Source organism: Pseudomonas sp. TUM25319, from assembly GCF_056388475.1.
The window spans coordinates 544,837-569,114 of sequence record NZ_CM150751.1 but is presented as its reverse complement, the minus strand read 5'-3'; the positions used below and the strand labels follow the sequence as shown (position 1 = coordinate 569,114).

Annotated in this window: 21 protein-coding genes and 2 pseudogenes; 15 read left to right on the top strand and 8 right to left on the bottom strand. The window is 64.2% G+C overall.

Features of this window, described 5'->3' with window-relative positions:
• Positions 1–4: 4 nt before the first annotated feature.
• From AC05QJ_RS02685 to AC05QJ_RS02675, 3 genes are all read right to left on the bottom strand, one after another.
• Positions 5–205, bottom strand: a complete 201-nt coding sequence (locus AC05QJ_RS02685; protein WP_476745461.1) for a hypothetical protein — start codon at positions 203–205, stop codon at positions 5–7.
• A 193-nt stretch (positions 206–398) separates the two neighbouring features.
• A complete protein-coding gene (gene aguA, locus AC05QJ_RS02680; RefSeq protein WP_476745460.1) occupies positions 399–1,508 on the bottom strand; it encodes an agmatine deiminase in 1,110 nt (369 codons plus the stop codon).
• A 140-nt stretch (positions 1,509–1,648) separates the two neighbouring features.
• The gene (locus tag AC05QJ_RS02675; RefSeq protein WP_476745459.1) at positions 1,649–4,549 is read right to left on the bottom strand and encodes an aminotransferase; all 2,901 of its coding nucleotides are present in this window, start codon (positions 4,547–4,549) and stop codon (positions 1,649–1,651) included.
• Between the two features lie 208 nt (positions 4,550–4,757).
• Between AC05QJ_RS02675 and rfbB the strand changes: the two genes are divergently transcribed.
• Genes rfbB through AC05QJ_RS02645 form a run of 6 tightly spaced genes read left to right on the top strand, consistent with a single transcriptional unit; the run spans position 4,758 to position 11,286 of the window.
• A complete protein-coding gene (gene rfbB, locus AC05QJ_RS02670) occupies positions 4,758–5,840 on the top strand; it encodes a dTDP-glucose 4,6-dehydratase (RefSeq protein WP_476745458.1) in 1,083 nt (360 codons plus the stop codon).
• Positions 5,837–6,712 (top strand): glucose-1-phosphate thymidylyltransferase RfbA, encoded by an 876-nt coding sequence (gene rfbA, locus AC05QJ_RS02665; RefSeq protein WP_476745457.1) that lies wholly within the window; start codon positions 5,837–5,839, stop codon positions 6,710–6,712. The genes rfbB and rfbA overlap by 4 nt, the downstream gene beginning before the upstream one ends.
• Entirely contained in the window at positions 6,709–7,575 is an 867-nt protein-coding gene (rfbD, locus tag AC05QJ_RS02660) for a dTDP-4-dehydrorhamnose reductase (protein WP_476745456.1), read from the top strand. The genes rfbA and rfbD overlap by 4 nt, the downstream gene beginning before the upstream one ends.
• A 38-nt stretch (positions 7,576–7,613) precedes the next feature.
• Positions 7,614–9,428 carry a sensor histidine kinase gene (locus AC05QJ_RS02655; protein WP_476745455.1) on the top strand — a complete coding sequence of 605 codons (1,815 nt, stop codon included), beginning with the start codon at positions 7,614–7,616 and terminating at the stop codon, positions 9,426–9,428.
• On the top strand, positions 9,425–10,831 hold the full coding sequence (locus AC05QJ_RS02650; RefSeq protein ID WP_476745454.1) for a sigma-54-dependent transcriptional regulator: 1,407 nt from the start codon (positions 9,425–9,427) through the stop codon (positions 10,829–10,831). Before AC05QJ_RS02655 ends, AC05QJ_RS02650 begins: the two co-directional genes overlap by 4 nt.
• Positions 10,831–11,286: a YiiD C-terminal domain-containing protein gene (locus AC05QJ_RS02645; RefSeq protein ID WP_476745453.1), complete on the top strand. Its 456-nt coding sequence runs from the start codon at positions 10,831–10,833 to the stop codon at positions 11,284–11,286. Before AC05QJ_RS02650 ends, AC05QJ_RS02645 begins: the two co-directional genes overlap by 1 nt.
• Here the strand turns inward: AC05QJ_RS02645 and cysQ are convergent.
• On the bottom strand, positions 11,275–12,102 hold the full coding sequence (gene cysQ / locus AC05QJ_RS02640) for a 3'(2'),5'-bisphosphate nucleotidase CysQ (protein WP_476745452.1): 828 nt from the start codon (positions 12,100–12,102) through the stop codon (positions 11,275–11,277). The genes AC05QJ_RS02645 and cysQ overlap by 12 nt on opposite strands.
• Positions 12,099–12,665, bottom strand: coding sequence for an ADP compounds hydrolase NudE (gene nudE, locus AC05QJ_RS02635; RefSeq protein WP_476745451.1), 567 nt, complete (start codon positions 12,663–12,665; stop codon positions 12,099–12,101). Before nudE ends, cysQ begins: the two co-directional genes overlap by 4 nt.
• Positions 12,666–12,738: 73 nt before the next feature.
• Between nudE and yrfG the strand changes: the two genes are divergently transcribed.
• Positions 12,739–13,401: a GMP/IMP nucleotidase gene (gene yrfG, locus AC05QJ_RS02630; RefSeq protein WP_476745450.1), complete on the top strand. Its 663-nt coding sequence runs from the start codon at positions 12,739–12,741 to the stop codon at positions 13,399–13,401.
• Positions 13,402–13,495: 94 nt separating this feature from the next.
• Here the strand turns inward: yrfG and lysM are convergent, their stop codons facing one another.
• Complete coding sequence (lysM, locus tag AC05QJ_RS02625; RefSeq protein WP_476745449.1) at positions 13,496–13,936, bottom strand: peptidoglycan-binding protein LysM; 441 nt, start codon at positions 13,934–13,936, stop codon at positions 13,496–13,498.
• An 83-nt stretch (positions 13,937–14,019) separates the two neighbouring features.
• Here lysM and AC05QJ_RS02620 point away from each other — a divergent pair, with 83 nt between their 5' ends.
• The 3 genes from AC05QJ_RS02620 (at position 14,020) to AC05QJ_RS02610 (ending at position 18,171) form a co-directional block, all read left to right on the top strand.
• Positions 14,020–14,907, top strand: a complete 888-nt coding sequence (locus AC05QJ_RS02620) for a LysR family transcriptional regulator (protein ID WP_476745448.1) — start codon at positions 14,020–14,022, stop codon at positions 14,905–14,907.
• 94 nt (positions 14,908–15,001) lie between these two features.
• A complete protein-coding gene (fdhD, locus tag AC05QJ_RS02615; RefSeq protein WP_476745447.1) occupies positions 15,002–15,838 on the top strand; it encodes a formate dehydrogenase accessory sulfurtransferase FdhD in 837 nt (278 codons plus the stop codon).
• Positions 15,835–18,171 (top strand): FdhF/YdeP family oxidoreductase, encoded by a 2,337-nt coding sequence (locus AC05QJ_RS02610; RefSeq protein ID WP_476745446.1) that lies wholly within the window; start codon positions 15,835–15,837, stop codon positions 18,169–18,171. Before fdhD ends, AC05QJ_RS02610 begins: the two co-directional genes overlap by 4 nt.
• A 562-nt stretch (positions 18,172–18,733) precedes the next feature.
• Here AC05QJ_RS02610 and AC05QJ_RS02605 read toward each other — a convergent pair.
• Positions 18,734–19,273, bottom strand: a pseudogene (locus AC05QJ_RS02605) (transposase); the annotation flags it as partial.
• 99 nt (positions 19,274–19,372) lie between these two features.
• Here AC05QJ_RS02605 and AC05QJ_RS02600 point away from each other — a divergent pair.
• Positions 19,373–20,335, top strand: coding sequence for an IS30-like element ISPpu17 family transposase (locus AC05QJ_RS02600; protein WP_004577240.1), 963 nt, complete (start codon positions 19,373–19,375; stop codon positions 20,333–20,335).
• Positions 20,336–20,351: 16 nt separating this feature from the next.
• Here the strand turns inward: AC05QJ_RS02600 and AC05QJ_RS02595 are convergent.
• Positions 20,352–21,131, bottom strand: a pseudogene (locus AC05QJ_RS02595) (IS110 family RNA-guided transposase); the annotation flags it as partial.
• Positions 21,132–21,684: 553 nt separating this feature from the next.
• Here AC05QJ_RS02595 and AC05QJ_RS02590 point away from each other — a divergent pair.
• The 4 genes from AC05QJ_RS02590 to AC05QJ_RS02575 all read left to right on the top strand — a co-directional run bounded on the left by AC05QJ_RS02590 (position 21,685) and on the right by AC05QJ_RS02575 (position 24,276).
• Positions 21,685–22,158, top strand: coding sequence for a glycine zipper domain-containing protein (locus AC05QJ_RS02590; protein ID WP_476745445.1), 474 nt, complete (start codon positions 21,685–21,687; stop codon positions 22,156–22,158).
• Between the two features lie 341 nt (positions 22,159–22,499).
• Positions 22,500–23,585, top strand: coding sequence for a methyl-accepting chemotaxis protein (locus AC05QJ_RS02585; protein WP_476745444.1), 1,086 nt, complete (start codon positions 22,500–22,502; stop codon positions 23,583–23,585).
• 17 nt (positions 23,586–23,602) lie between these two features.
• Entirely contained in the window at positions 23,603–23,968 is a 366-nt protein-coding gene (locus AC05QJ_RS02580; RefSeq protein ID WP_476745443.1) for a response regulator, read from the top strand.
• Complete coding sequence (locus AC05QJ_RS02575; RefSeq protein ID WP_476745442.1) at positions 23,968–24,276, top strand: STAS domain-containing protein; 309 nt, start codon at positions 23,968–23,970, stop codon at positions 24,274–24,276. Before AC05QJ_RS02580 ends, AC05QJ_RS02575 begins: the two co-directional genes overlap by 1 nt.
• The last annotated feature ends 2 nt before the right edge of the window (positions 24,277–24,278 follow it).

Genomic DNA, 24,278 nt, shown 5'->3' with positions numbered 1-24,278 from the left:
CCCTTCAGCCGTGCCAGATACCCAGCAGAGCATCGAGCTCGGCATCGGTGATCAGGCCAGCGGGATAGCGTTCGAGCAGCAAACGCCGTGGATCGGTCTTCCTGACCCGGGTTGGTCCATTGTGTTTCAACCACTGCGCCAATACCTGAAGCGCCTCGTGATTCATCACGGTCGGGTGCGAAGCCAACTCACGTGCTGCATTCATTTCACACGTACTCCCCCAGAGGCGTGAGTTGACCAAAATACTCAAGCTTTATGACAAAACCGTGCAGAGCAAAGGTTTGCTCACTCACTTGATAACAAGTGAATCAAATACAAGAGCTGTGCCATTGGGGAGTGCCAGTCGTCGGCCGGGTACAAAAAGCCCGTCGCGGGACGGGCTGTTTTTTGGCGTCAGATCAACGACTTGCGGGCGCCGGCTGTTGCTGGGTGAGGCAGTGGATGTTGCCGCCGCCCAGCAGCAGCTCGCGGCCCGGCACCATGACCACGTCGTGATCCGGGAACAGGCGCGCCAGGATCGCTCTAGCCTCGGCATCCGCCGGGTCATTGAAGCTCGGCGCGATGATGCCGCCGTTGACGATCAGGAAGTTCACATAGGAGCCGGCCAGACGCGAAGACGGGCTGCGCTCCTGGCTGCCGGCGACCATGTCGACGCCGTCGCACTCGTCCTGGGTGGCGTACAGCGGGCCCGGAATCGGCATTTTGTGCACGACAAAAGTGCGTCCCTTGGCATCGCGCTGGCTTTCCAGCACTGCCATGGCCGCGCGGCAACGCGCGTAGTTGGGGTCATTGGAATCATCGGTCCAGGCCAGTAACACTTCGCCCGGGCTGACGTAACAGCAGAAGTTGTCGACGTGGCCGTCGGTTTCGTCGTTGTACAGACCATCCGGGAGCCAGATGATGGTGTCCACGGCGAGGTTGTCGCGCAGGATATCTTCGATCTGCTCGCGGTTCAGGTGCGGGTTGCGGTTGGCGTTGAGCAGGCATTCTTCGGTGGTGATCAGGGTGCCTTCGCCATCGACATGGATCGAGCCGCCTTCGAGCACGAAACCTTCAGTGACATAGCGGCCACTGCGCTCGAGCCCGAGGATCTTGCCGGCCACCTGCTCGTCACGGTTCCACGGCGCGTAAAGGCCGCCGTTGAAGCCGCCCCAGGCGTTGAAGCCCCAATCCACGCCGCGTACGTCGCCATGGTCGTTGATCACGAAAGTCGGGCCGGTATCACGGACCCAGGCGTCGTCGTTGCTGATTTCCACCACGCGAATGTTCGGCTCGCCGGCCAGGCGAGAAACCGCGTTCTCGTACTGGGCGGCGGAAACACCGACCGTCACCGGCTCGAAGCGGGCGATGGCCTTGGCAACAGCCGTATGGGCCGCCTGGGCCGGCTTGCCGCCAAGGCGCCAGTTGTCCGGCCGCTCGGGCCAGATCATCCAGACCTGGGTTTGTGGCGCCCATTCGGCGGGCATATGGAAGCCATCGGCGCGGGGAGTAGAGGTGAACGTCGTCATGGTCAAACCCAGGTTGGTCAGCGATAAATGCCTTTATAGCGGATAAATATCTGCTTTAGAAGTGACATTTAAATTTAATCAAGTATAAAAAAGCCGGATATGCCGATAAGAATCGAACTATCCGGCCCGATACTCACGCCCTAGAGCGCTTCGGACAACACCTTCGCCACGCTGTCCACAAAATAGTCGACGCTTGCACGGGTAGTGCACATCGGCGGCTTGATCTTGAGGATATTGAGGAAGTCGCCCGTCGGCTGCATGAAGATGCCCAGGTCGCGCAGGCGGTTGCACAGGGCCATGGTCTCTTCGGTCGCCGGCTCCAGCGTCTGTGCATCACGCACCAGTTCCAGCCCGAGGTAGAAACCGGAGCCGTGTACCGCGCCGGCCAGCGGAGAGTGATCGACCAGTTCCTGCAAGCGCGCCTTGAAGTAGCGGCCGACATCGCGGGTGTTGTCCCACAGCCCTTCGTCGGCCATGACGTCCAGCACCGCGATGCCGATCCGGCAACTGACCGGGCTGCCGCCGGCGGAGGAGAAGAAGTAACCCTCGGCCTCCAGCGCCTCGGCGATCTCCCGGCGGGTGATCACCGCGCCCAGCGGCTGGCCGTTGCCCATGCCCTTGGCCATGGTGATGATGTCCGGCACCACGCCCTGCTCTTCGAAGCCCCAGAAGAATTCGCCCATACGCCCGTAGCCGACCTGCACCTCATCGGCTATGCACACGCCGCCGCGCTCGCGCACGCGGCCGTAGACCTGCTCCAGATAACCCGGCGGCAGCGGGATACCGCCAGCGTTGCCGTACACCGGCTCGCAGATGAAACCGGCGAGCTGGCGGCCAGTAGCGTCCACTTTGGCCAGGGTGGCATCGACGTCGCGGACATAGTCGGCAGTGGTGTCGCTGCCGCGGTACTTGCCGCGGAAGGTGTTGGGCGCAGTCACCGGGTGCACCCACTCCGGCCGGCTCTCCAGGGCCTGCGGGTTATCGGCGATGGAGGTGGACACCGCGTCGGCGGCCACCGACCAGCCGTGATACGCCTCCAGCACGCTGAGCATGTCGCGCCCGCCGCTGTAGGCCCAGGCCAGGCGGATCGCCAGGTCGTTGGCCTCGGTGCCGCTGTTGACCAGGAACACCCGGTCCATGCCCTCGGGCGCCAGCGCCAGCAGGCGCTCGGAGAATTCGGCGATGGCCGCGTAATGGAAGCGCGAGTTGGTGTTGAGCAGCGACCATTGCCGCGCCGCCTCGCTGACCATCCGTGGATGGCCGTGGCCGAGGGTGGCGACGTTGTTGAGCATGTCCAGGTAGGAGCGGCCCTGCAGGTCGATCAGGTAATTGCGCCAGCCGCGCTCGATCTGCGGCGGCTGCTCGTAATAGTGCTTCTGCGAGCGGGCGAAACTGGCGTCGCGGCGCTGCAGCAAGGCCTGTGCATCGCTCAGCGGTTCGGCCTCGCAGTCGAAGCCGAGCAGCACCGCCGGAGACGGGCACAGCACACGCCAGGCCTCGGCGCGGGACGGCACCACGAACGCCGGCGGGCGCAGGCCTGCGACACGGCACAGCTGTACCCTCAGGTGCCCGCCCGTCTGACCGAGGATCTGCCCGCCTTCGAGCGTGCGGCCGTCACCCGGCGTGCCTTCCACACCCGACAGCCACACACTGATTCGCTCGCCCTGCAGGCAACCGCCGTTCGCGCCGTCGGCGTGCCAGACGCCAGTGAACGGCGCCAGCACATCGATCCCCGGCAGCAGGTGCACTTCAACCTGCAACGCGAACGTCTCGGGCTCCGCCGGGTTGTCGATGTGGGTGCGGGACAACCGGTACTGGCCGTATAGCGTCGTCGCCGGCGCCGGGTGCTGGCGCAGCAGTTGCCGGTCGATCCCAGGCTGCTCCCAGTTGCCGGCGCTGAAATGCTCGCTGAGCACACCCAGATCGACCCGCGCCACCGCCTGCCCTTCCACGGCGGGTACCAGTGGGCCGCAGGCCGACAGATCCGGGACTTGCGGCACGATGCCCGCCGCCTGAAGAATCGCCGCCTCCATCAAGGCAAACGGCACGCTGTCGGCGACCTCGAAGATTTCCCATTCGTGCGCAAGGTTGGCGCGGCTGTAATGATTGTCCGGGTCGATGCTCACCTGCTGCTCGCCACTGAGCACCAGTACCGCCGCACGGGCCACGATCAGCGGCCACAATGCGCGCAATTCGGCTTCAGTCAGCGGGTTGAGGGCGTGATAGGCGGCGACGGCAGGCAGAATGCGCAGCGGATCGCCTTCGGCGTGGTGCAGCAAGGCGGCGCAGGTCACCGACAGATCGGCAATGCGCCAGGTGCGCAACAGGTCGCCGAAGTCGATCACGCCCTGCAGTTGCCACTGGCGTTCGGCGTCGCGCTGCCAGACCGCATTGTCGTCGGTGATGTCGAGGTGCACGGCTTGCTGCGGCAGTTGATCCAGCAGCGGCGCCAGGGCTTGCTGCGCCTGGGCGGCGGCGGTCTGGACGCGGACCTTGCGCGGGCTTTCGGCGAGCACTGGCAGCAGGTGGGTAATCAATGCCTGGGCGTGTTGCGGGTCCCACTGCAGGGTGCGTTCGAGGCCGGGATGGGTGAAGTCGGCCAGCGCCTGATCGACCCGGGCACAGAGCGCGCCCAGCTCGGCCATCAGCCGTGGCTCCATGTGCTTGAGCCGGGTCAGGGTCTGGCCGTCGATATAGTCCAGCAGGCGGGCGCGAATGGGTTGCCCATCGATATCCAGCGCCAGCAGTTGCTCGCCCGACACCGACACGCGCACCGCCGGCACCGGCACGCCACGCTCGCGCAGCCAGCGCAGGGCCGCATGCTGCGCCTCCAGCTCGACCGCCGAGTAGCTGCCATGGCACACCTTCAGCACATAGCGCCCCTGCGGGCTGTCGAGACGGAAGTTGAGGTCCTGCTGGCTGCCCAGCGCCTGCAATGTGCCGTCGAAGCCATAGTGCTGATTGAGCAACGCGCGAGCCTGCTGCTCGCTGAGGGTGGGTGAAGGCTGGCTGGCACGATGGATCAGGGTGCTGAGGGGCATGACGGGGACCTCGGTTCTTTTGCGGTTATATCGCCATCTGCACTGCCATTACGCAAGTAGGGTGATTAAAATTCCGCACAATTTGTGCTGATTACGTTGCATAAACCGTCACAAAACGGTTATCCGGCGCAATCTGCTTGCACCTGCTCGCGCGTGCACACAAGCTATGCACCTTTTTGCTCAATGTCAGTTATGGAAGAAGCCCGACATGCGAATTCTCATCACCGGCGGAGCCGGCTTCATTGGCTCGGCGCTGGTTCGCCACCTGATCAATAACACCGATCACGAAGTACTCAACCTCGACAAGTTGACCTACGCCGGGAATCTGGAGTCGTTGACCAGCATCGCGACCAACACCCGCTACGAGTTCGTGCAGGCGGACATCGCCGACCAGCCGACCGTCAGTGCGATCCTCGAGCGCTTCCAGCCCCATGCCATCATGCACCTGGCCGCCGAATCCCACGTCGACCGCTCCATCGACGGCCCGTCCGACTTCATCCAGACCAACATCGTCGGGACTTACAGCCTGCTGGAAGCGACTCGCGCCTATTGGACGAAGCTGCCGGCCGGCGAGCGTGAAGCCTTCCGCTTCCACCACATCTCCACCGACGAAGTGTACGGCGACCTTCACGGCGTCGACGACCTGTTCACCGAAACCACCCCGTACGCGCCCAGCTCGCCCTACTCGGCGAGCAAGGCTGCTTCCGACCACCTGGTCCGGGCCTGGCAACGTACCTACGGCCTGCCGGTGCTGCTGACCAACTGCTCGAACAACTACGGCCCGTTCCACTTCCCGGAAAAACTGATCCCGCTGGTCATCCTCAATGCCCTCGCGGGCAAGTCGCTGCCGGTGTATGGCAACGGCCTGCAGGTGCGCGACTGGCTGTTCGTCGAAGACCACGCCCGTGCCCTGTTCAAGGTGGTGACCGAGGGCAAGGTCGGCGAGACCTACAACATCGGTGGCCACAACGAGCAGAAGAACATCGACGTGGTGCGCGGCATCTGCGCGCTGCTCGAAGAGCTGGCGCCACAGCGTCCTGAAGGCGTGGCCAACTACGCCGACCTGATCACTTACGTCCAGGACCGCCCCGGCCACGATCAGCGCTACGCCATCGACGCCAGCAAGATCGAACGTGAACTGGGCTGGGTTCCTGAAGAAACCTTCGAAACCGGCCTGCGCAAAACCGTCCAGTGGTACCTGGATAACCTGGAGTGGTGCCGCCACGTACAGGATGGCAGCTATCAAGGGCAGCGCCTGGGCACCTCCGACATCAAGGATCTGATCGCATGACCAAAGGTATCGTTCTGGCAGGTGGCTCCGGCACCCGCCTGCACCCCATCACTCTCGGCGTTTCCAAGCAACTGCTGCCGATCTACGACAAACCGATGATCTACTACCCGATCTCGGTACTGATGCTCGCCGGCATCCGTGAAATCCTGCTGATCTCCACCCCGCAGGACCTGCCGCAATACCGCCAGTTGCTGGGTGACGGCAGCCAGTTCGGCATCGAGATCAGCTACGCCGAACAGCCGTCCCCGGATGGTCTGGCCCAGGCGTTCCTGATTGGTGAAGAGTTCATCGGCAACGACCCGGTGTGCCTGATCCTCGGCGACAACATCTTCCACGGCCAACGCTTCAGCGAGCAGTTGCTGCGCGCGATCAAGCAACCTTCTGGCGCTACCGTGTTCGGCTACTGGGTCAAGGACCCGGAGCGCTTCGGCGTGGTCGAGTTCGACAAAGAAGGTCGCGCACTGTCCATCGAAGAAAAACCGGTCGAGCCAAAGTCGCACTATGCCGTCACCGGCCTGTACTTCTATGACAACGATGTGGTCCGCATCGCCAAGGACGTCAAGCCATCCCCACGGGGCGAATTGGAGATCACCGACGTCAACAATGCCTACCTGAACCGCGGCGACCTGCGTGTCGAGCGCTTCGGCCGCGGCTTCGCCTGGCTCGACACCGGTACCCACGACAGCCTGCTGGAGGCCTCGCAGTACGTGCAGACCATCGAACACCGCCAGGGCCTGAAAGTGGCGTGCCTCGAAGAGATCGCCTATGACCATGGCTGGATCGATCGCGAGCAACTGCTGGTTCGGGCCAAGGCATTCGGCAAGACGGGGTACGGCCAGTACCTCTACACCCTGGCCGGTGAGCGTCAATGACCCTGAAGGTCCTCGTCAGCGGTCATCAGGGCCAGGTCTCCCGCGAGCTGCAGGCCCGCCTGGGCGACCTGGCGCACCTGCACGTCCTGGGCCGCGACCAGCTCGACCTGGCGCACCCTGAAGGCATCGCCGAGAAGGTGCGCGCCATCGCGCCCGACCTGATCATCAACGCCGCCGCGCACACGGCGGTGGACCAGGCCGAGAGCGAGCCGGAGCTGGCCTTCGCGATCAACGCCACGGCGCCCGGTGTCTTCGCCGAAGAGGCCAAGCGCCTGGGCATCCCGCTGATCCACTACTCCACCGACTACGTGTTCGATGGCAGCAAGGCCGGCGCCTACAGCGAAGACGATGCCACCAACCCGCTGGGCGTCTACGGCCAGAGCAAGCTGGCCGGTGAACAGGCGATCGCCGCAGTGGGCGGGCAGCATCTGATCCTGCGCACCAGTTGGGTCTACTCGACCCACGGTCGCAACTTCCTGCTGACCATGCAGCGCCTGCTGCAGGAAAAGCCGGAATTGCGCGTGGTGGCCGACCAGATCGGCGCGCCAACCTGGGCCGGCACCATCGCCGACAGCACGCGCCAGCTGATCCAGCACTGGCAGGCCGGCAACGCCGGTGCCTGGGGCGTCTATCACCTGACCGCGCAGGGTGAAACCTCGTGGTTCGGCTTCGCCCAGGCCATCGGCGAGCAGCTCAAGGCCCAGGGCAAGCCCTGCGCCAACCTGTTGCCGATCGCATCCAGCGAGTACCCGACACCGGCTCGTCGGCCGTTGAACTCGCGCCTGGACTGCAGCCGTCTGCAACGCGAATGGAACGTCAGCCAGCCCGACTGGCACCAGGCGCTGATCGACTGCCTGAAGTAGCGCATAATGCGCCAGACCTTTCTGGCGCATTTTCCGCGATGACCATGACCCCCAGTATTCCCCGTCGTCCCCGCTGGCGCAGCCTGGCCCTCCTGGCACTGTGTCTGGCGCCACTGCTGTGGCCGCTCAAACACCTGGCCGAGCACTATTACCAGCAGGAGCTGGCCAGCCAGAACCGCCAGACCCTCGACCTCTACGTCGCCAACCTGCTGGGCACCCTGCACCGCTACGAAACCCTGCCGCAGATCCTCGGCGACTTGCCAACCCTGCGCGACGCGCTGGCCGACCCGTTGCGCCTGGAATACCTGACCAACGCCAACCGCCGGCTCAAGGAAATCAGCACCCAGACCGGCGCCGAAGTCATCTACCTGATGGACGCCAAGGGCAACACCCTGGCCGCCTCCAACTGGGACAAGAAAGACAGCTTCATCGGCCGCAACTTCTCCTTCCGCCCCTATTTCAGCGAAGCCACCGCCGGACGCCTGGGGCGTTTCTTCGGCCAGGGCACGACTTCGGCCAAGCGCGGCTACTTCTTCGGCGCCCCCGTGTGGCAAGGCAACGAAGTGATCGGCGTGCTGGTGGTCAAGATCGACCTGGACCACACCGAAACCCTGTGGGGCAAAAGCCCGGAGCAACTGCTGCTGACCGACAGCAACGGCGTGGTGGTGCTGACCTCGCGTCCGGACTGGCGCTTCCGCGCCACGCGTCCGCTGACCGATGAAGAACGCCAGGCGATTACCGCAATCCAGCCCTACCCGACCCAGGAACCCAAGCCGCTGAACCTCAATCGCCAGGCCTGGCTGATCCAGACCCAGGCCATTGAAGAAACCGGCTGGGAAGTGAACATCCTCGCCCCCCGGGTGCTGGTGGATCGCTCGGTGAGTACGGTGATGGCGGTCGGCGGCGCCACACTGCTGGTGGTGATGCTGCTGGTCGGACTGGTGATGCAGCGGCGTCGCCACTACATGGACCGCATCGACTTCGAAGCCCGCGCCCGCCACGACCTGGAAAAGCGCGTGGCCGAACGGACCGCCGACCTCGAAGGCCTCAACAGCCGGCTGAAAAACGAAGTGCTGGAACGCGAACACGCTCAGCAAGAGGCCGCCCGCGCCCAGGACGAACTGGTTCAGGCTGGCAAGCTGTCGGTGCTCGGCACCATGTCGGCGAGCATCAGCCACGAGCTCAACCAGCCGCTGGCGGCAATTCGCAGCTATGCCGAGAACGCCGAGATTCTGCTCGATCACCAGCGCATCGACGACGCCCGCGGCAACCTCAAGCTGATCAACGAATTGACCGGGCGCATGGCCTCGATCATCGCCCACCTGCGCGCCTTCGCCCGCCGCGACCGTCATGCGCCAGAAAGCGTGGCGCTGCAGCCGGCACTGGATGACGCCCTGGCCTTGCTGGCCAAGCGCCGTCGGGCCATGGCGGTGGAGCTGGTTCGCGATTTGCCGGAAGCCACCTTCTGGGTCCAGGCCGGGGAAACCCGCTTGCGCCAGGTGCTCGGCAACCTGCTGGCCAACGCCCTCGACGCACTGACCGAAAAGGCCAACCCGCGCAAACTATGGATAAGTGCCGAACGCCGCGAAGACTACGTCTACCTGACGATTCGCGACAACGGCCCGGGCTTCACCAGCCAGGCCCTGGCTCACGCCCGCGAACCGTTTTTCACCACCAAGACCCGTACCCAGGGCCTCGGACTGGGCCTGGCGATCTGCGACACGCTGATGCGCGCACTCGGCGGCGAACTGCTGCTGGCCAACCATCCCGAGGGTGGCGCACTGCTGACCCTGCAACTGCGCGTGGCCAAGCCCGGCGCCAATCTTCAGACTTCGGAGGACTCCTCGGCATGACCACCGAGACGCTGATCGACAGCCGCATCCAGGTAATCCTGGTGGACGACGACCCGCATCTGCGCCAGGCCCTGAGCCAGACCCTCGACCTCGCCGGCCTGCGCGTCCTGGCGTTGAGCGATGCCCAGGGCCTGGCCGGGTGCATCGAGGCCGACTGGCCGGGCGTGGTGGTCAGCGATATCCGCATGCCCGGCATCGACGGCCTGCAACTGCTGGAGCAATTGCACGGCCAGGACCCGGACCTGCCAGTGCTGCTGATCACCGGTCACGGCGACGTGCCGCTGGCGGTGCAGGCCATGCGCGCCGGTGCCTATGACTTCCTGGAAAAGCCTTTCGCCAGCGATGCCCTGCTCGACAGCGTGCGCCGCGCCCTGGCCCTGCGCCGCCTGGTGCTGGACAACCGCAGCCTGCGCCTGGCCCTGAGTGACCGGCAGGAGCTGAGCGGCCGGCTGGTTGGCCAGTCGCCGCAGATCCTGCGCCTGCGCGAGCAGATCGGCGCCCTCGCCGCGACCCGCGCCGACGTACTGATCCTTGGCGAGACCGGCGCTGGCAAGGAAGTGGTGGCCCGAGCCCTGCACGACCTGTCGGGCCGGCGCAACGGCCCGTTCGTGGCGATCAACGCCGGCGCCCTGGCCGAATCGGTGGTGGAAAGCGAGCTGTTCGGCCATGAGCCCGGTGCGTTCACCGGCGCGCAGAAACGTCGCATCGGCAAGTTCGAGTTCGCCAACGGCGGCACGCTGTTCCTCGACGAGATCGAGAGCATGAGCCTCGACGTGCAGGTCAAACTGCTGCGCATGCTGCAGGAGCGGGTGCTCGAACGCCTCGGCGGCAACCAGCAGATTCCGCTGGATATCCGCGTCATCGCCGCGACCAAGGAAGACCTGCGCCAGGCCGCCGACCAGGGGCGTTTCCGCGCCGACCTGTATTACCGCCTCAACGTCGCGCCGCTGCGCATTCCGCCACTGCGCGAGCGCGGCGACGATGTGCTGGTGCTGTTCCAGCACTTCGCCGACGCCGCCAGCGAACGCCACGGCCTGCCGCCCCACAGCCTGCAACCGGCGCAGCGGGCGATGCTGCTGCGCCACACCTGGCCAGGCAACGTGCGCGAACTGCAGAACGCCGCCGAGCGCTTCGCCCTGGGGCTGGAACTGGCCCTCGACGGCCAGCCCGACAGCAGCCCGGCGCCTCAAGAGCTGCCGCCAGCCAGCGGCAATCTGAGCGAGCAGGTCGAGCACTTCGAGCGCTCGCTGATTGCGGCCGAGCTGGGCCGTACCCACAGCTCCCTGCGCAGCCTCGCCGAAGCCCTCGGCATTCCGCGCAAGACCCTGCACGACAAGTTGCGCAAGCACGGCCTGAACTTCGCCGGGGCCAGCGCCAGCGACGACCTGGAGGAAAACCGCTGATGAGCCGCGACAGCCAGTACCTGCAGGACGTCCTGCACCAGGACATCCCGCTGACCCGCGACATGGGCCTGACCGTGCTCGACTGGCAGCAGCAGCGCCTGCGCCTGCAACTGCCGCTGGACGCCAACGTCAACCACAAGAGCACCATGTTCGGCGGCAGCCTGTACTGCGGCGCGGTGCTGGTGGGCTGGGGCTGGCTGCACCTGCGCCTGCGCGAGGCGGGGATCGATGACGGGCATATCGTCATTCAGGAAGGCCGGATCACCTACCCGCTGCCGGTGACCGGTGCGGCAACCGCCGTGTGCGAAGCGCCGGAAGAGAAGGTCTGGAACCGTTTCGTCAGCACCTACCACCGCTATGGCCGGGCGCGGCTGAGCTTGCACACCCGGGTATTCAACGAAAACGGCGAAGCGCCCGCCGTGGAATTCGACGGGCAGTACGTGCTACATCGCTGAGGCGAGCGCCAGCAGCTTGCCTCGCCATGGCGCCGCCGCAGGCAGGGCGAGGAAGAAGGGATTGAGCAGCGATTCGCGGGGCGGATAGACGAACGGCTCGCCGTCCAGGCCGAGCACTTCGCCGCCCGCGCCTTCCAGCACGCCTTGGGCGGCAGCGGTATCCCACTGCGAAGTCGGTGCCAGTCGCGGGTAGCAATCGGCGGCGCCTTCGGCCAGTAGGCAGAACTTCAGCGAGCTGCCGATATTCGCCAGCTCCAGCTCACCCACCGCCTCACCGAGACCGGCCAGCAGCCGCTCCTGCTGCGGGCTGGAATGACGGCGACTGGCAACCACGGTGAAGGACTCGCCGGCCGGCGGCGCCAGGCGTACCTGGATCGGCTGCGCCACGCCATCGGCGTCCGCGCACCAGGCGCCGAGCCCCAGGCCGCCGTAGTAGCACCGGCCATTGACCGGCATCGCCACCACACCGAACACCACGCGCCCCTGCTCGATCAACGCGATGTTGACGGTGAATTCTTCGGTACCGGCAATGAACTCCTTGGTGCCATCCAGCGGGTCCACCAACCACCAGCGCTGCCAGCCTTGCCGCTCTTCGAGGGTGATATCGCAATCTTCTTCGGACAGCACCGGGATCTGTGGTGCCAGCGCCAGCAGGCCCTCGACGATGACCTTGTGGGCAGCCAGGTCGGCCGCGGTCACCGGGGATTCATCGGCCTTGCTGGTGACGGCCACATCAGCGCGCCAGAACGGCAGGATTGCCGCGCCGGCACCACGGGCCAGCGCCACCACCTGGGAAATCAGTTCAAGATCGGTCATACAGGGAAAACTCCGCGCTGGGTCAGCAGGTCCCGCACCAGGTACAGCGCCGCCAGCGCCCGACCTTCGGAGAACTGCGGATGCTGGGCCAGGGCCGACAGCTCGCGCAGGCTCACGCGATCAACGCGCATCGGCTCCGGCTCGTCGCCCGGCAGATGTTCTTCATAGAGGTCGGTGGCGAGCACCACCTGGATTTTCTGGCTCATGTAGCCAGGCGACAACGACAGCTCGGTGAGGTGCTCGAGCTGGCGAGCGCCGAAGCCGGCTTCTTCCTTCAACTCGCGGTTGGCGGCCGCCAGCACGTCCTCGCCTGGCTCGATCAGGCCCTTGGGCAGCGACAGCTCGTATTCGTCGGTGCCGCCGCAGTATTCCTCCACCAGCACCGCGTGCTCGCTGTCGAGCATCGCCACGATCATCACCGCGCCGTAGCCGTTGCCGCGCCCCACCAGCCGTTCATAGGTGCGCTCGGTACCGTTGGAGAAGCGCAATTCTACGGCTTCGACACGGAACAGGCGGCTGCTGGCGACGATCTCGCGGGAAAGGACAGTGGGTTTCTGGCGCATGAGGGGGCGGCTCCTTGGCGGTAACGGGTTACTATACCGCCCACGACAGCCTGACCGAACGAGAATCTTTCACATGCCTGCCCTTGCCTGGCGCGACATCGACACCGTCCTGCTGGACATGGACGGCACCCTGCTCGACCTGCACTACGACAACCACTTCTGGATGGAACTGCTGCCCCAGCGCTACGCCGAGCACCACGGCATCAGCCGGGCCATGGCGGAGCTGGAAATCCAGCCGCTGTTCGAGCGCAACGCCGGCTCCCTGAACTGGTACTGCCTGGACTTCTGGACGGCGGAGCTGAAGCTGCCGATCCGCGAACTGAAGCAGGAAACCGCCAACCTGATCGCCCTGCGCCCGGACGCCGACACCTTCCTGGCGGCGATCCGCAACGCCGGCAAGCGGGTGATCCTGATCACCAACGCGCACCGCGATTCGCTGTCGCTGAAACTGGAACGAGTGGCGCTGGCGCCCTACTTCGAACGCCTGATCAGTTCCCACGACTACGGTTTTCCCAAGGAAAACCAGCAGTTCTGGAGCGCCTTGCAGGCCGACACCGGGTTCGACCCGGCGCGCAGCCTGTTCATCGACGACACCCTGGCCATCCTGCGCAGCGCCCGCACCTTCGGCGTCGCCCACCTGCTCGCCGTGCGCCAGCCGGACAGCCGCCAGCCTGCGCGCGATACCGAGGAATTCGCGGCACAGGAAGACTACCGGGTTCTACTGGAAGGGCTGTAAGAGCTGATCCGGCCTCATCGCTGGCAACGCCAGCTCCCACAGGTTTTGTGTACACCACCGCCCCTTGTGGGAGCCGGCGTTGCCGGCGATGGCGTTACTCCGGAATGCGTAGGGTCTGCCCCGGATAGATCTTGTCCGGATGGCTCAACAGCGGTTTGTTGGCCTCGAAGATCTTGTTGTACTGGTTGGCGTTGCCGTAAACGCTGAGGGAAATGGCACTCAGCGTGTCGCCTTTCTTGACCACCACAAAGCGTGCGGCCGCAACCACCGGGCCAGTCACCGTGATCTGGTCATCCACCGTCGCCACACCCGCGATATTCCCCAGGGCCAGAAGAATCTTTTCCTTCTCTTCCTGGCTGCTCACCTCACCCGTGACCGTGACCTTGTCACCGTCCACCGTGGTATGCACATTGGGGTTGCCGAGCCCCACCTTGGCGACGTGATCCTTGAGCTGCTCACTGGCATTGGCATTGCCGGGCGTCAGCAGATCGATGAGTTTTTCTCCCGCTTCTTTCACGAAACTGAACAGACTCATGACACTCTCCCTGATAAAGGAATCTCGGAGCCCAAAGTCTAGGACAGGTTAGAATGCCCCGCTCGCCAGCCTCCGAGACGACGATGGACATCAAACAACTGAAATTCCTCATCGCCCTGGACGAAACCCGCCACTTCGGCCAGGCCGCCGCGCTTTGCCACGTGACCCAGCCGACCCTGTCGATGCGCCTGCGCAACCTGGAGCGGGAGCTGGGGCTGGAACTGGTCAATCGCGGCCAGCGCTTCGAAGGTTTCACCGCACAGGGCGAACGGGTGCTGGCCTGGGCACGCTCGGTACTGGCCGCCTACGACGGCCTGCAGGCCGAAGCCGCCGCTTGCCGCGGGCACCTGGCCGGGACCTTGCGCCTGGGCATGGTGCCGCTGTCGAGCTTCGATCCGCTGCCGCTGCTGCAACGCCTGCATCGCCAGCACCCGGACCTGTGCTTCGAACTCAGTGCCCTTAGTTCCGAACAGATCCTCGAACAGCTCACCAGCAATCGCCTGGACATGGGCCTGTCCTACCTGGAAAAGCTCGACCACGACCGCTTCGAAGCGCTGCCCCTGGGCGAGTCGCGCATGGGCCTGCTGTACGACCCGGCGCACTTCCACTTCGCCGACCAGGCGCTGCACTGGGAGGCACTTGCCGAACTGCCCCTGGGCCTGCTCACCGCCGGCATGCATTTTCGCCAGTCGGTGGACCACAACTTCCACAGCCGCGGGCTCACGCCGCGCCTGCTGCTGCAGACCGATGCCGTCCATCAGTTGATCCAGGCCGTGCATGGCGGGCTGTGCTGCGCAGTCATGCCGCTGGGCACCGGACTGGATGCGGTGACTGGCTCGCTGCGCCTGCACGCCATCGAACAGGCCAGCACCCTCGCCCCACTGGGCCTGATCATGCGTCGCACCGCACCGCGATCAGCGCTGGCCGAAGCCTGCCTGGCCGAATACCGGCAACTGCTGGACGAACGTTGATCGACGGCCTCTATCGAGGCATCGGCACAAGCGATTAGACGATACCCGAGCACGGGCCTAGGCTTAAGACTGATTAGCCTGCGGGTATCCAATAATGAGCAGCAAACCCCCGGTCTGCGCGGCCTCGACGCCGCTGCAAGCACCGGCAGCCAGCGTGCGCTACGACTACAGCCAGCTCGAAGACAACCTCCCCGCCAGTGCCGACCTCGCCGAAGAGGTGGCCCTGGCCATTGCCTACAACGGCATCAGCCAGGCCGTGATGCTGGTCAGCCCAACCGATCTGGACGACTTCGTGGTCGGGTTCAGCATCGGCAGCGGCATCGTCGAAAACATCGACGACATCTATGACGTGAAGCTGGCCGGCAGCGGTTCGGCCTTGCATGCGCAGGTGGAAATCGCCAGCCGCGCCTTCTGGAACCTCAAGACCCAGCGCCGGCAGATGGCCGGCACCAGCGGCTGCGGCCTGTGCGGCGTCGAAGCCGTGGAACAGGCCCTGCCTGACCTGAAGGTGCTGCCCGGCGCGCCGCTGCCGCCTGCCGAATGGCTGGCCGGCCTGCGCCAGCGCATCAGCGCCTTCCAGCCGCTGGGCCAGCACTGCGGCGCCGTGCATGCAGCGCTGTTCATGAACGCCCAGGGCGAGCTGCTGCTGGGCCGTGAAGACATCGGCCGGCACAACGCCCTCGACAAGCTGATCGGCGCCCTGCTGCGCCAGCGCATCGACACCACTGGCGGCCTCGCCGTGGTCACCAGCCGCTGCAGCCTGGAACTGATCCAGAAAGTCCTGCGCGCCGGCATTCAGACCCTGGTGAGTTTGTCCTCGCCGACGGGCCTGGCGCTGCAATGGGCACGCCGTCACAACCTCAACCTTATCCACCTGCCTCAGCACAGTGCGCCACGGGTGTTCAGCCCGGCACGGGAGAATCGATCGTGAGCCTGCATCATCAAGCCGACCAGAAACCCGTTCCCCGCTACAAGCCCTACAACGGCGCCGCCGGTGGCTGGGGCGCGCTGCGCAGCGTGGCGCAGGCGTGGATCGGCAGCGACAACGCGCTGAAGAACATCCGCGCCCTGCTCAAGACCAACCAGAACGGCGGCTTCGACTGCCCCGGCTGCGCCTGGGGCGACTCGCCCGAGCACGGCATGGTCAAGTTCTGCGAGAACGGCGCCAAGGCGGTGAACTGGGAAGCGACCAAGCGCCGCGTCGATCCGGCGTTCTTTGCCCGCCACAGCGTTTCGGCACTGCTGGACCAGAGCGACTACTGGCTCGAATACCAGGGTCGGCTGACCGAGCCGATGGTCTACGACCCGTCCAGTGACCGCTACAAGCCGATTGCCTGGGACGATGCCTTCGCCACCATCGCCCGCCACCTCAAGGCGCTGGAAAGCCCCGACCAGGCCGAGTTCTACACCTCGGGCCGGGCCAGCAACGAGGCGGCGTACCTGTATCAACTGTTCGTCCGCGCCTACGGCACCAACAACTTCCCCGATTGCTCGAACATGTGCCACGAGGCCAGCGGTGTGGCCCTGGGCCAGAGCGTCGGCGTGGGCAAGGGCACGGTCACCTTCGACGACTTCGAACACGCCGATGCGCTGTTCGTCTGGGGCCAGAACCCCGGCACCAACCACCCGCGCATGCTTGAACCGCTGCGCGAGGCGGTGAAACGCGGTGCCCAGGTGGTCTGCATCAACCCGCTCAAGGAGCGCGGCCTGGAACGCTTCCAGCATCCGCAGCACCCGATCGAAATGCTCACCAACGGCGACCGCCCGACCAACACCGCCTATTTCCGCCCGGCCCTGGGCGGCGACATGGCGATGATGCGCGGCATGGCCAAGTTCCTCCTGCAATGGGAACGCGACGCCCAGGCCAACGGCGGCGAGCCGGTGTTCGACCACGCCTTCATCGCCGAGCACACCGCTACCGTGGATGACTACCTGGCAGTGGTGGACGCCACTTCGTGGGAGCAGATCGAATCGCAGTCGGGCCTGCCGCTGGCCGATATCGAACAGGCCGCGCGCATGTACGTGCGGGCGAAGAAAGTGATCATGTGCTGGGCCATGGGCATTACCCAGCACCGCCATTCGGTGGCGACCATCCAGGAAATCGCCAACCTCATGCTGCTGCGCGGCAACCTCGGCCAGCCGGGCGCCGGCCTGTGCCCGGTGCGCGGCCACAGCAACGTGCAGGGCGACCGCACCATGGGCATCAACGAGCGTCCGCCGGTGGCGTTGCTGGACTCGCTGGAGCGGCATTTCGGCTTCACCGTGCCGCGCCATAACGGCCACAACACCGTCGAGGCGATCCACGCCATGCTCGAAGGCCGGGCGAAGGTGTTCATCGGGCTGGGCGGCAACTTCGCCCAGGCAACGCCGGATACCGAGCGCACAGCCAAGGCCCTGCGCAGTTGCGACCTCACCGTGCAGATCAGCACCAAGCTCAACCGCAGCCATCTGATCCACGGCAAGGAAGCGCTGATCCTGCCGTGCCTGGGCCGTACCGACATCGACCTGCAGGGCGAAGGCCCGCAGGCGGTGACCGTGGAAGACTCGTTCAGCATGGTCCACTCCTCCAACGGCCAGTTGAAGCCGCTGTCACGGCAGATGCGCTCGGAGCCGGCAGTGGTCGCCGGGATCGCCGCCGCAACCCTGGGTGCGCACCCGGTGGACTGGAACTGGCTGATCGCCGACTACGGCCGCATCCGTGACCTGATCAGCCACACCATCCCCGGCTTCGACCGGTTCAACGAGCGCCTGAACCACCCGGGTGGCTTCTACCTGGGCAACAACGCCGGCCAGCGCATCTGGAAGACCGCCAGCGGCAAGGCCAACTTCAAGGCCAACCGCCTGCCGGACGACCTGCTGCACGAAGGCGTGCGCGCCAGCGGCCAGATGCCGGACCTGATCATGCAGTCGATGCGTTCGCACGATCAGTACAACACCACCATCTATGGCCTGGACGATCGCTATCGTGGGGTACGCGGCCAGCGCAACGTGCTGTTCGCCAACGAGGCCGACATCATTCGCCTGGGCTTCAACCCGGGCGACAAGGCCGATATCGTCTCGCTGTGGGGCGACGGGCTGGAGCGTCGGGTCAAGAGCTTCACCCTGCTGGCATTCGACATCCCTGCGGGCCAGGCAGCGGCGTACTACCCGGAAGTGAACCCGCTGGTGCCGCTGGAGAGCGTGGGCGATGGCAGCCACACGCCGACCTCAAAGTTCGTGGCGATCCAGTTGCAGCGGGCCAGCGCAGAGGCGCGGATCATCTGACACTCTTTCTGGCCTCATCGCTGCATGGGGCCGGATCACTTGCGATCCTCTGGGAGCGGATTCATCCGCGAAGGGCCGCAACGCGGCCCCAAAACCGGTATCCCGGGTGTATCAGTCAGATCGGGGATTCAGGCTTTACGACGGCTGCGCCGCCGATCGCGGCTGAAGCCGCTTCTATCAAACAAAAGATAACCCACTGTTTTTTCTAACGAAAAAACAGGTGCGCGGGTCGATGGCGGCGAAGTATTCACTCTTCTATACGTGGTCACAGCAAGCTGTGCCGACAGGGACTACACGCCGATGCCATTTGGGCCACTCTCTCATTCGGGAGCAAACTGCACACCAGTGCTGGTTACGGCCTCTATCCCGCGCATTGGGAAACATAGCAAAGCATTCGGCGACTGACCTACCCGGATCAGTCGCCGAATGCTTTTCAAAATCTCGATGTCAATACAGATCTAAAGTCATACGCATCCTGTTTGCTGCGCGACAGCGCGGCGCCGAGGCGACGGGCGGACTCTCATCAAACAAATCCCAACCCATTGATTTTTAATCATAAAAATCAAGCCGCGACCAGCTGCAATCCCAATTTCCGGGCTTTGCGTTGCAAAGCCCGGAGCTGGCGATCCTGGCTTCTGGCTTCGAATTCAGCCAGCCCTTGCTCCACATAGGCCTTCTTTTTGGTCAGCATCAAGTAGATCAGTCGTGCGAGCTGATGCGCCGTTGCGTTGATCGCACAGCTCGTATCCATGCGCGTCAGCCTTGCTCTGTGCGAAGCGCCGATAAACCCTTTGTCGTTTCGTGCGTTTGAAGCGGCTTGCTTCAAGGCTTGCCCCGCATGGTTGTGAATCTTGGGTCCAGCGCCGGATAAGGATTTTCCGCCCGATATGCGCGTAGGCGGAGCAAGGCCGAGCCAGGAACAAAAGTGCTGTGACGACGGGAAGCGGGAAAGATCAGCGCCGACTTCACTGGCAATGACTAGCGCAGTGTCGACACCAATGGTCGGAATGGCGGTCAGATCCACGCCCATCACCCGGCATAGTGCTTGATGCAATTGAGTTTGCTGTGCCGCTGTGCGATGCGGGCTACGCAAAGTCTTTTGGGGCCTGAATTCATAGAATAAGCGCAACGCTTGAAACGAGAGGCAGAGAGCCAGCCACCGGTAGAATCCAGGCTCTCACACCGAAGGATTCAAGCGCAGATGACTACGCATTACCGGCAGCTGACTCAGGGACAACGTTACCAGATTGAGGCTGGCTTGAGCGCCGCAGAGAGCCAGGCGAGCATTGCAAAGCGGGTCGGCGTGCATCCCTCGACGATCAGTCGCGAGGTTCGCCGCAACAGCACCCAGAATATCTACAAGGCTGTTTCTGCGGCCCATGAAAGTGATGCTCGTCGAGCGGGTGCGCGCAAGTTTTGCAAGCCGGCGACATGGCTCAGCCATCATCTCCCGGTGTGGCTCAAGCATGGCATGAGTCCGGAGCAGATCGCCCAGCGGTTGAAGCAGGAGCAGCCAAGCCGGGCGGTCAGCCATGAGTGGATTTATCGGTTCATTGCCGCCGAACAGCGCGCCGGTGGTGAGCTTTATACCTATCTGCGACATCGCCGAAAGCGCTACCGGAAACGCTATGGAAGCCACGATCGGCGCGGGCAGCTGCGTAATCGCGTGTCAATCAGTGAACGCCCAGCCGAGGTCGAAAGCCGCGAGCGCCTGGGGGACTGGGAGGGCGATACGGTACATGGACTGGGCGGTAACCTGGTGACCCTGGTTGATCGCAAAAGCGGCTATCTGAGCGCCTATCCGGTCAAGCGCAGAACGCGCCGGCAGGTAACGCGGGCGATCAATCTGATGCTTCAGGGCCATGCCGCTCACACGCTGACGCTGGATAACGGAAGGGAGTTTGCCGGGCATGAACGCATCGCGCTACGGAGCCAGTGCCAGGTCTTTTTTGCAGACCCCTATTCATCCTGGCAACGTGGCACCAATGAAAACACCAACGGTCTGCTCCGCCAGTATTTCCCCAAGGGCAGCGACTTCAGCAAGCTGACCGTCGAAGCCGTCAATCGGACAGTAGCGAGGATCAATCTACGCCCGCGCAAGCGCTTGGGCTGGAAGACGCCGTACGAAGTGCATACAGGGGTGAGCGTTGCACTTATGTGTTGAATTCAGGGGGCTTGGGTGGGGAAACATCCAATACCGGCATCTGGTCTATCACCTCGACAATAGCTTCGTCGCATTCGGCGATCTGTTTTTCCAGAAAGTCGTAAAGCGCCAACTCCAGCTTCAATGCCGTCAGGTGCTCCTTGCGCCAATTGCCGAGCAAGCTACGCGCTATGGTTTCCTGGCTTGCCTTGATGCGTGGGTCGCTCAAGCTGGCGAGTACGTACGGATCGCGCTCACCCTTATTGATAGCACGCAGGATTTTCATCCCAGTGACGCCGGAAATGTCGCTGATGACATTGGCCAGTTGAATATTCATCTGGGCCAAGGCTTTCTGGATCCGGTTCAGGGTCTTCGCTTGATCACGAACCTTGTGACTTCGCTGCCTGAACAAGGATCGCGCGACACATGTCAGGTCATCGGGTCGGAAAGCACTGCGCAGGAGCCCATAAGACATCAACTGCAAGATCCATTGGCAATCCATCACGTCAGACTTACGGCCTGTAATCTGTCGGGTTGACCGTGCATTGACGAGACGAACATCAAAACCTCGCGCATCGAGGATTTCGTAAATGGGGATCCAGTAAACGCCTGTCGACTCCATGGCTACGACCTTGATATTCAAGCTCTCCAGCCAGTCGGCAAGCTTATGAAGGTCGTCAGTGAAGGTCGCGAACTTGCGGACGGGCTTGTCATGCCTGTCATCAACTGCAACGAAGTGCTCCCGGCTGCCGATATCAATCCCGGCACAGTCGGTGTGGACAAGGGTGAGGTGTTGCTTGGAGGGCTTGCGTGCCATGGTCAATCCTCGCAGGATAAGGGGCGCGCGGGGCACACGGTGGCGAAAGGGGTTCACTCTCTCATACGTGGTCACAGCTGATTTTTCAGCTGATGCCGACAGGGACTTCACGCCGATACCGTGGCGGACCACTCTCCCACTCGGGTGTGCTGGCACACACCAGTGCTGGTTACGGTCTCTGTCCCGCGCGTACTGAACCTAACAAAGCAAAAGGCGGTTGGCCCTATCGGGCCAACCGCCTTTTGTCTTTAGATGTAAGCGGCACCGCGTAACTGGCGTCGTACGCTTCATGTTTGCTGCGCGACAGCGCGGCGCCGGGGCGGCGGGCGGACTCCCACAAAATCGCAAGCCTTCAACTACCCACAAAAAAGGCCCTGACATCACTGTCAGGGCCCCGTTCAAGTAGCGTAAGACCGTCGAAAACACGATAAGTTTCAGAGTAAAAACAACAACTTGGAAATATGTGCTGCACTCGTGTTACTCGTCGGATTTACATTGTCAGCCATGCCCCGAGGGACGCAGGATCGCCGCGTCATCCCTTTGAGGCTCTCGTATGAAGTACTCCTCGATTCTGCTGTTGTCCCTCAGCCTGCTCAGTGGCGTTGCCAGCGCAGGCGGCACCACCGAAGCCGGTATCGGCGGCGCACTGGGTGGGGTATTGGGTTCCGTGGTCGGTCAGTCCATCGGTGGCAGCACCGGTTCAGCGATCGGCGCGGGCCTCGGCGGTGCAGCCGGTAGTGCGGTCGGCGCCGACAAGCGCAGCCGCGGCGAAGCGGCCATCGGCGGCGCCCTGGGCGCGGCCGGCGGCAACGTGGTCGGCCGCAGCATGGGCGGCAACACCGGCAGCCTGATCGGCGCCGCCGCCGGCGGTGGCGCAGGTGGCGCGCTGGGCAACTACATGGGCAACAAGGCCGACGAAGACGACCGTCGTTACAACGACCGCGGCCGCGGCTACGACCGCCGCTATGTTCACGACCGTGGCCATCACTACGGCCACCGCAAGCACAAGCGTCACTGGCGCCACTGACAGGCCCCGCCCCCCGCATTCCGCTCTCCCCGAGAGCGGGATGCGGGAAAGCCCCCACACTCCCTGCACCATTGGCTTATCAAGCGAAAAGCCATCACACTTTTGCCTTACGCCATACACCTAGACTCCCCGCCATCACCTAAGCCACACCGGATCCTGCCGGTGCGCTGCCCATAAAGCGTTTCAGCCCACATTCCTGTCCACTCGATCAGCCAACTCCCGTACTGTTTTGTCGCGGTAGTTTTGTGACCGGCCGGTCGGCTTAAGGGGCGTCCCGATTTTGACGTCAAATCACTACCGCTAAGATCCCACGCCATCAAAGGATCAGTAGGCGTAAGGGAATGCGGATGTACTTGGGAATCGGGATCGGGATTGTCCTCAGTGCCTGCGGCCTGTTCTTCGAACAGCCCTGGCTGAATCTCGCCGGCCTGCTGCTGATCGCCCTGTGCGCCGCCGTCTGGGGCCCGCGCAAGCCCTCTGCAGCCCCCTCCCTTGCCTTCGACGCCGCCCCCGCCATCGAACCACCACCCCATGCCCTCGAACGCCTGCTGCCCACCGTGCTGCCACACTGGAGCGACAGCCTGCAACAGAGCCGTCGACTGCTCGCTGACAACATCGGCGGCCTGCTCACCCGCTTCACCGACATCAGCCAGCGCCTGCAAGCCAGCCTCGACCAGAGCGAGGACGTGCTGACCAGCGGCGGCCTCGGCGAAAACCTGCGCCAGGCCAACCAGCGCCTGCGCCAGGTCACCGAAGCCTTCGCCGCCGGGAGCCAGCGCCAGCAGGAATTCCTCGGCACCATCGGTCACCTCGGCGGCTACACCGGCGAGTTGCAGCAGATGGCGCGTCACGTTCAGGAAATCGCCAGCCAGACCAACCTGCTGGCCCTCAATGCCGCCATCGAGGCAGCCCGCGCCGGCGAGTTCGGTCGCGGCTTCGCGGTGGTCGCAGACGAGGTGCGCAAGCTTTCGCGCCTGTCCGCCGAAACCGGCCAGTCGATGGACGCCAAGGTCGGCGAGATCAACCAAGCGATCCAGTCCAGCATCGAAGCCGCCAACGACCTGAGCCACGAAGAACAGCACAACCTGGCCCGCCTCGAAGACGTTCTGGGCGAGGTCATCGACGGCCTGTCCGGCAACCTCGACGAACTCGACGCCGCCTCGCGCAACCTGCAGGACAACGCCCGCTCGACCCAGGGCGATATCCACGCGGTGATGGTGGCGCTGCAGTTCCAGGACCGCGCCGACCAGATGCTCGATCACCTTCAGACCGACCTGCTGCAACTGCTCGAAGCCATCGAGGGCCGCGACCAGCGCCTGCATGACGCCCAGGCCTGGCTTGCCCGCCTGCGCGAGCGCTTCACCACCAGCGAGGAGCGTACCGGCCACAGCCAGGCCGCGACCGCCAGCGACGTCACCTTTTTCTAACTGCCGAGGGCCCGAACATGGCCAAGACCATCCTGATCGTCGATGACTCCGCCTCAATGCGCCAACTGGTGAAAATCAGCCTCAACGGCACCGGCCACCAGATCATCGAAGCCAGCGACGGGCGCGACGCCCTGAGCAAGCTGAACGGGCAGAAGATCAACCTGATCATCAGCGACGTGAACATGCCCAACCTCGACGGCATCGGCTTGGTAAAGGCCGTGAAGGCCAAGCCCGAATACCGCTTCACGCCGATCATGATGCTCACCACCGAGAGCGAACAGGCCAAGAAAGCCGAAGGCCAGGCCGCCGGCGCCAAAGCGTGGATGGTCAAGCCGTTCCAGCCCCAGCAGTTGCTGGCGGCGGTCGAAAAGCTGATCGGCTGATGGCCAGCCTCACGCTGCATCCGGCAACCGACCGGGAGCCCGCGCGGCTGAGCGTGCTGGGCGACCTGACCCTGTATGAAGCCGCCGACACCCGTCAGGCCCTGCTCGCGCTGCTGGCGCAGGACCCGGGGCCCTGGGCCCTGGACCTCGGCAACCTGGAAGAACTCGACAGCGCCGGCCTTCAGGTGCTGCTGTCGCTGCAGAAGACCCTGACCGGCGGTGCCCAGGTCGTTGCGCTGTCCGATTCGGCTCGCGCGGTGGTCGCGCTGCTGCGCCTGGACGCCCTGAACCCCGCGGTAGAGGACTGAGC

What these genes read in the sequence shown, in the direction of transcription:
- AC05QJ_RS02685 (WP_476745461.1), bottom strand. Translation starts at nt 205, where the DNA reads ATGAATGCAGCACGTGAGTTGGCTTCGCACCCGACCGTGATGAATCAC.
- aguA (WP_476745460.1), bottom strand. Translation starts at nt 1,508, where the DNA reads ATGACGACGTTCACCTCTACTCCCCGCGCCGATGGCTTCCATATGCCC.
- AC05QJ_RS02675 (WP_476745459.1), bottom strand. Translation starts at nt 4,549, where the DNA reads ATGCCCCTCAGCACCCTGATCCATCGTGCCAGCCAGCCTTCACCCACC.
- rfbB (WP_476745458.1), top strand. Translation starts at nt 4,758, where the DNA reads ATGCGAATTCTCATCACCGGCGGAGCCGGCTTCATTGGCTCGGCGCTG.
- rfbA (WP_476745457.1), top strand. Translation starts at nt 5,837, where the DNA reads ATGACCAAAGGTATCGTTCTGGCAGGTGGCTCCGGCACCCGCCTGCAC.
- rfbD (WP_476745456.1), top strand. Translation starts at nt 6,709, where the DNA reads ATGACCCTGAAGGTCCTCGTCAGCGGTCATCAGGGCCAGGTCTCCCGC.
- AC05QJ_RS02655 (WP_476745455.1), top strand. Translation starts at nt 7,614, where the DNA reads ATGACCATGACCCCCAGTATTCCCCGTCGTCCCCGCTGGCGCAGCCTG.
- AC05QJ_RS02650 (WP_476745454.1), top strand. Translation starts at nt 9,425, where the DNA reads ATGACCACCGAGACGCTGATCGACAGCCGCATCCAGGTAATCCTGGTG.
- AC05QJ_RS02645 (WP_476745453.1), top strand. Translation starts at nt 10,831, where the DNA reads ATGAGCCGCGACAGCCAGTACCTGCAGGACGTCCTGCACCAGGACATC.
- cysQ (WP_476745452.1), bottom strand. Translation starts at nt 12,102, where the DNA reads ATGACCGATCTTGAACTGATTTCCCAGGTGGTGGCGCTGGCCCGTGGT.
- nudE (WP_476745451.1), bottom strand. Translation starts at nt 12,665, where the DNA reads ATGCGCCAGAAACCCACTGTCCTTTCCCGCGAGATCGTCGCCAGCAGC.
- yrfG (WP_476745450.1), top strand. Translation starts at nt 12,739, where the DNA reads ATGCCTGCCCTTGCCTGGCGCGACATCGACACCGTCCTGCTGGACATG.
- lysM (WP_476745449.1), bottom strand. Translation starts at nt 13,936, where the DNA reads ATGAGTCTGTTCAGTTTCGTGAAAGAAGCGGGAGAAAAACTCATCGAT.
- AC05QJ_RS02620 (WP_476745448.1), top strand. Translation starts at nt 14,020, where the DNA reads ATGGACATCAAACAACTGAAATTCCTCATCGCCCTGGACGAAACCCGC.
- fdhD (WP_476745447.1), top strand. Translation starts at nt 15,002, where the DNA reads ATGAGCAGCAAACCCCCGGTCTGCGCGGCCTCGACGCCGCTGCAAGCA.
- AC05QJ_RS02600 (WP_004577240.1), top strand. Translation starts at nt 19,373, where the DNA reads ATGACTACGCATTACCGGCAGCTGACTCAGGGACAACGTTACCAGATT.
- AC05QJ_RS02590 (WP_476745445.1), top strand. Translation starts at nt 21,685, where the DNA reads ATGAAGTACTCCTCGATTCTGCTGTTGTCCCTCAGCCTGCTCAGTGGC.
- AC05QJ_RS02585 (WP_476745444.1), top strand. Translation starts at nt 22,500, where the DNA reads ATGCGGATGTACTTGGGAATCGGGATCGGGATTGTCCTCAGTGCCTGC.
- AC05QJ_RS02580 (WP_476745443.1), top strand. Translation starts at nt 23,603, where the DNA reads ATGGCCAAGACCATCCTGATCGTCGATGACTCCGCCTCAATGCGCCAA.
- AC05QJ_RS02575 (WP_476745442.1), top strand. Translation starts at nt 23,968, where the DNA reads ATGGCCAGCCTCACGCTGCATCCGGCAACCGACCGGGAGCCCGCGCGG.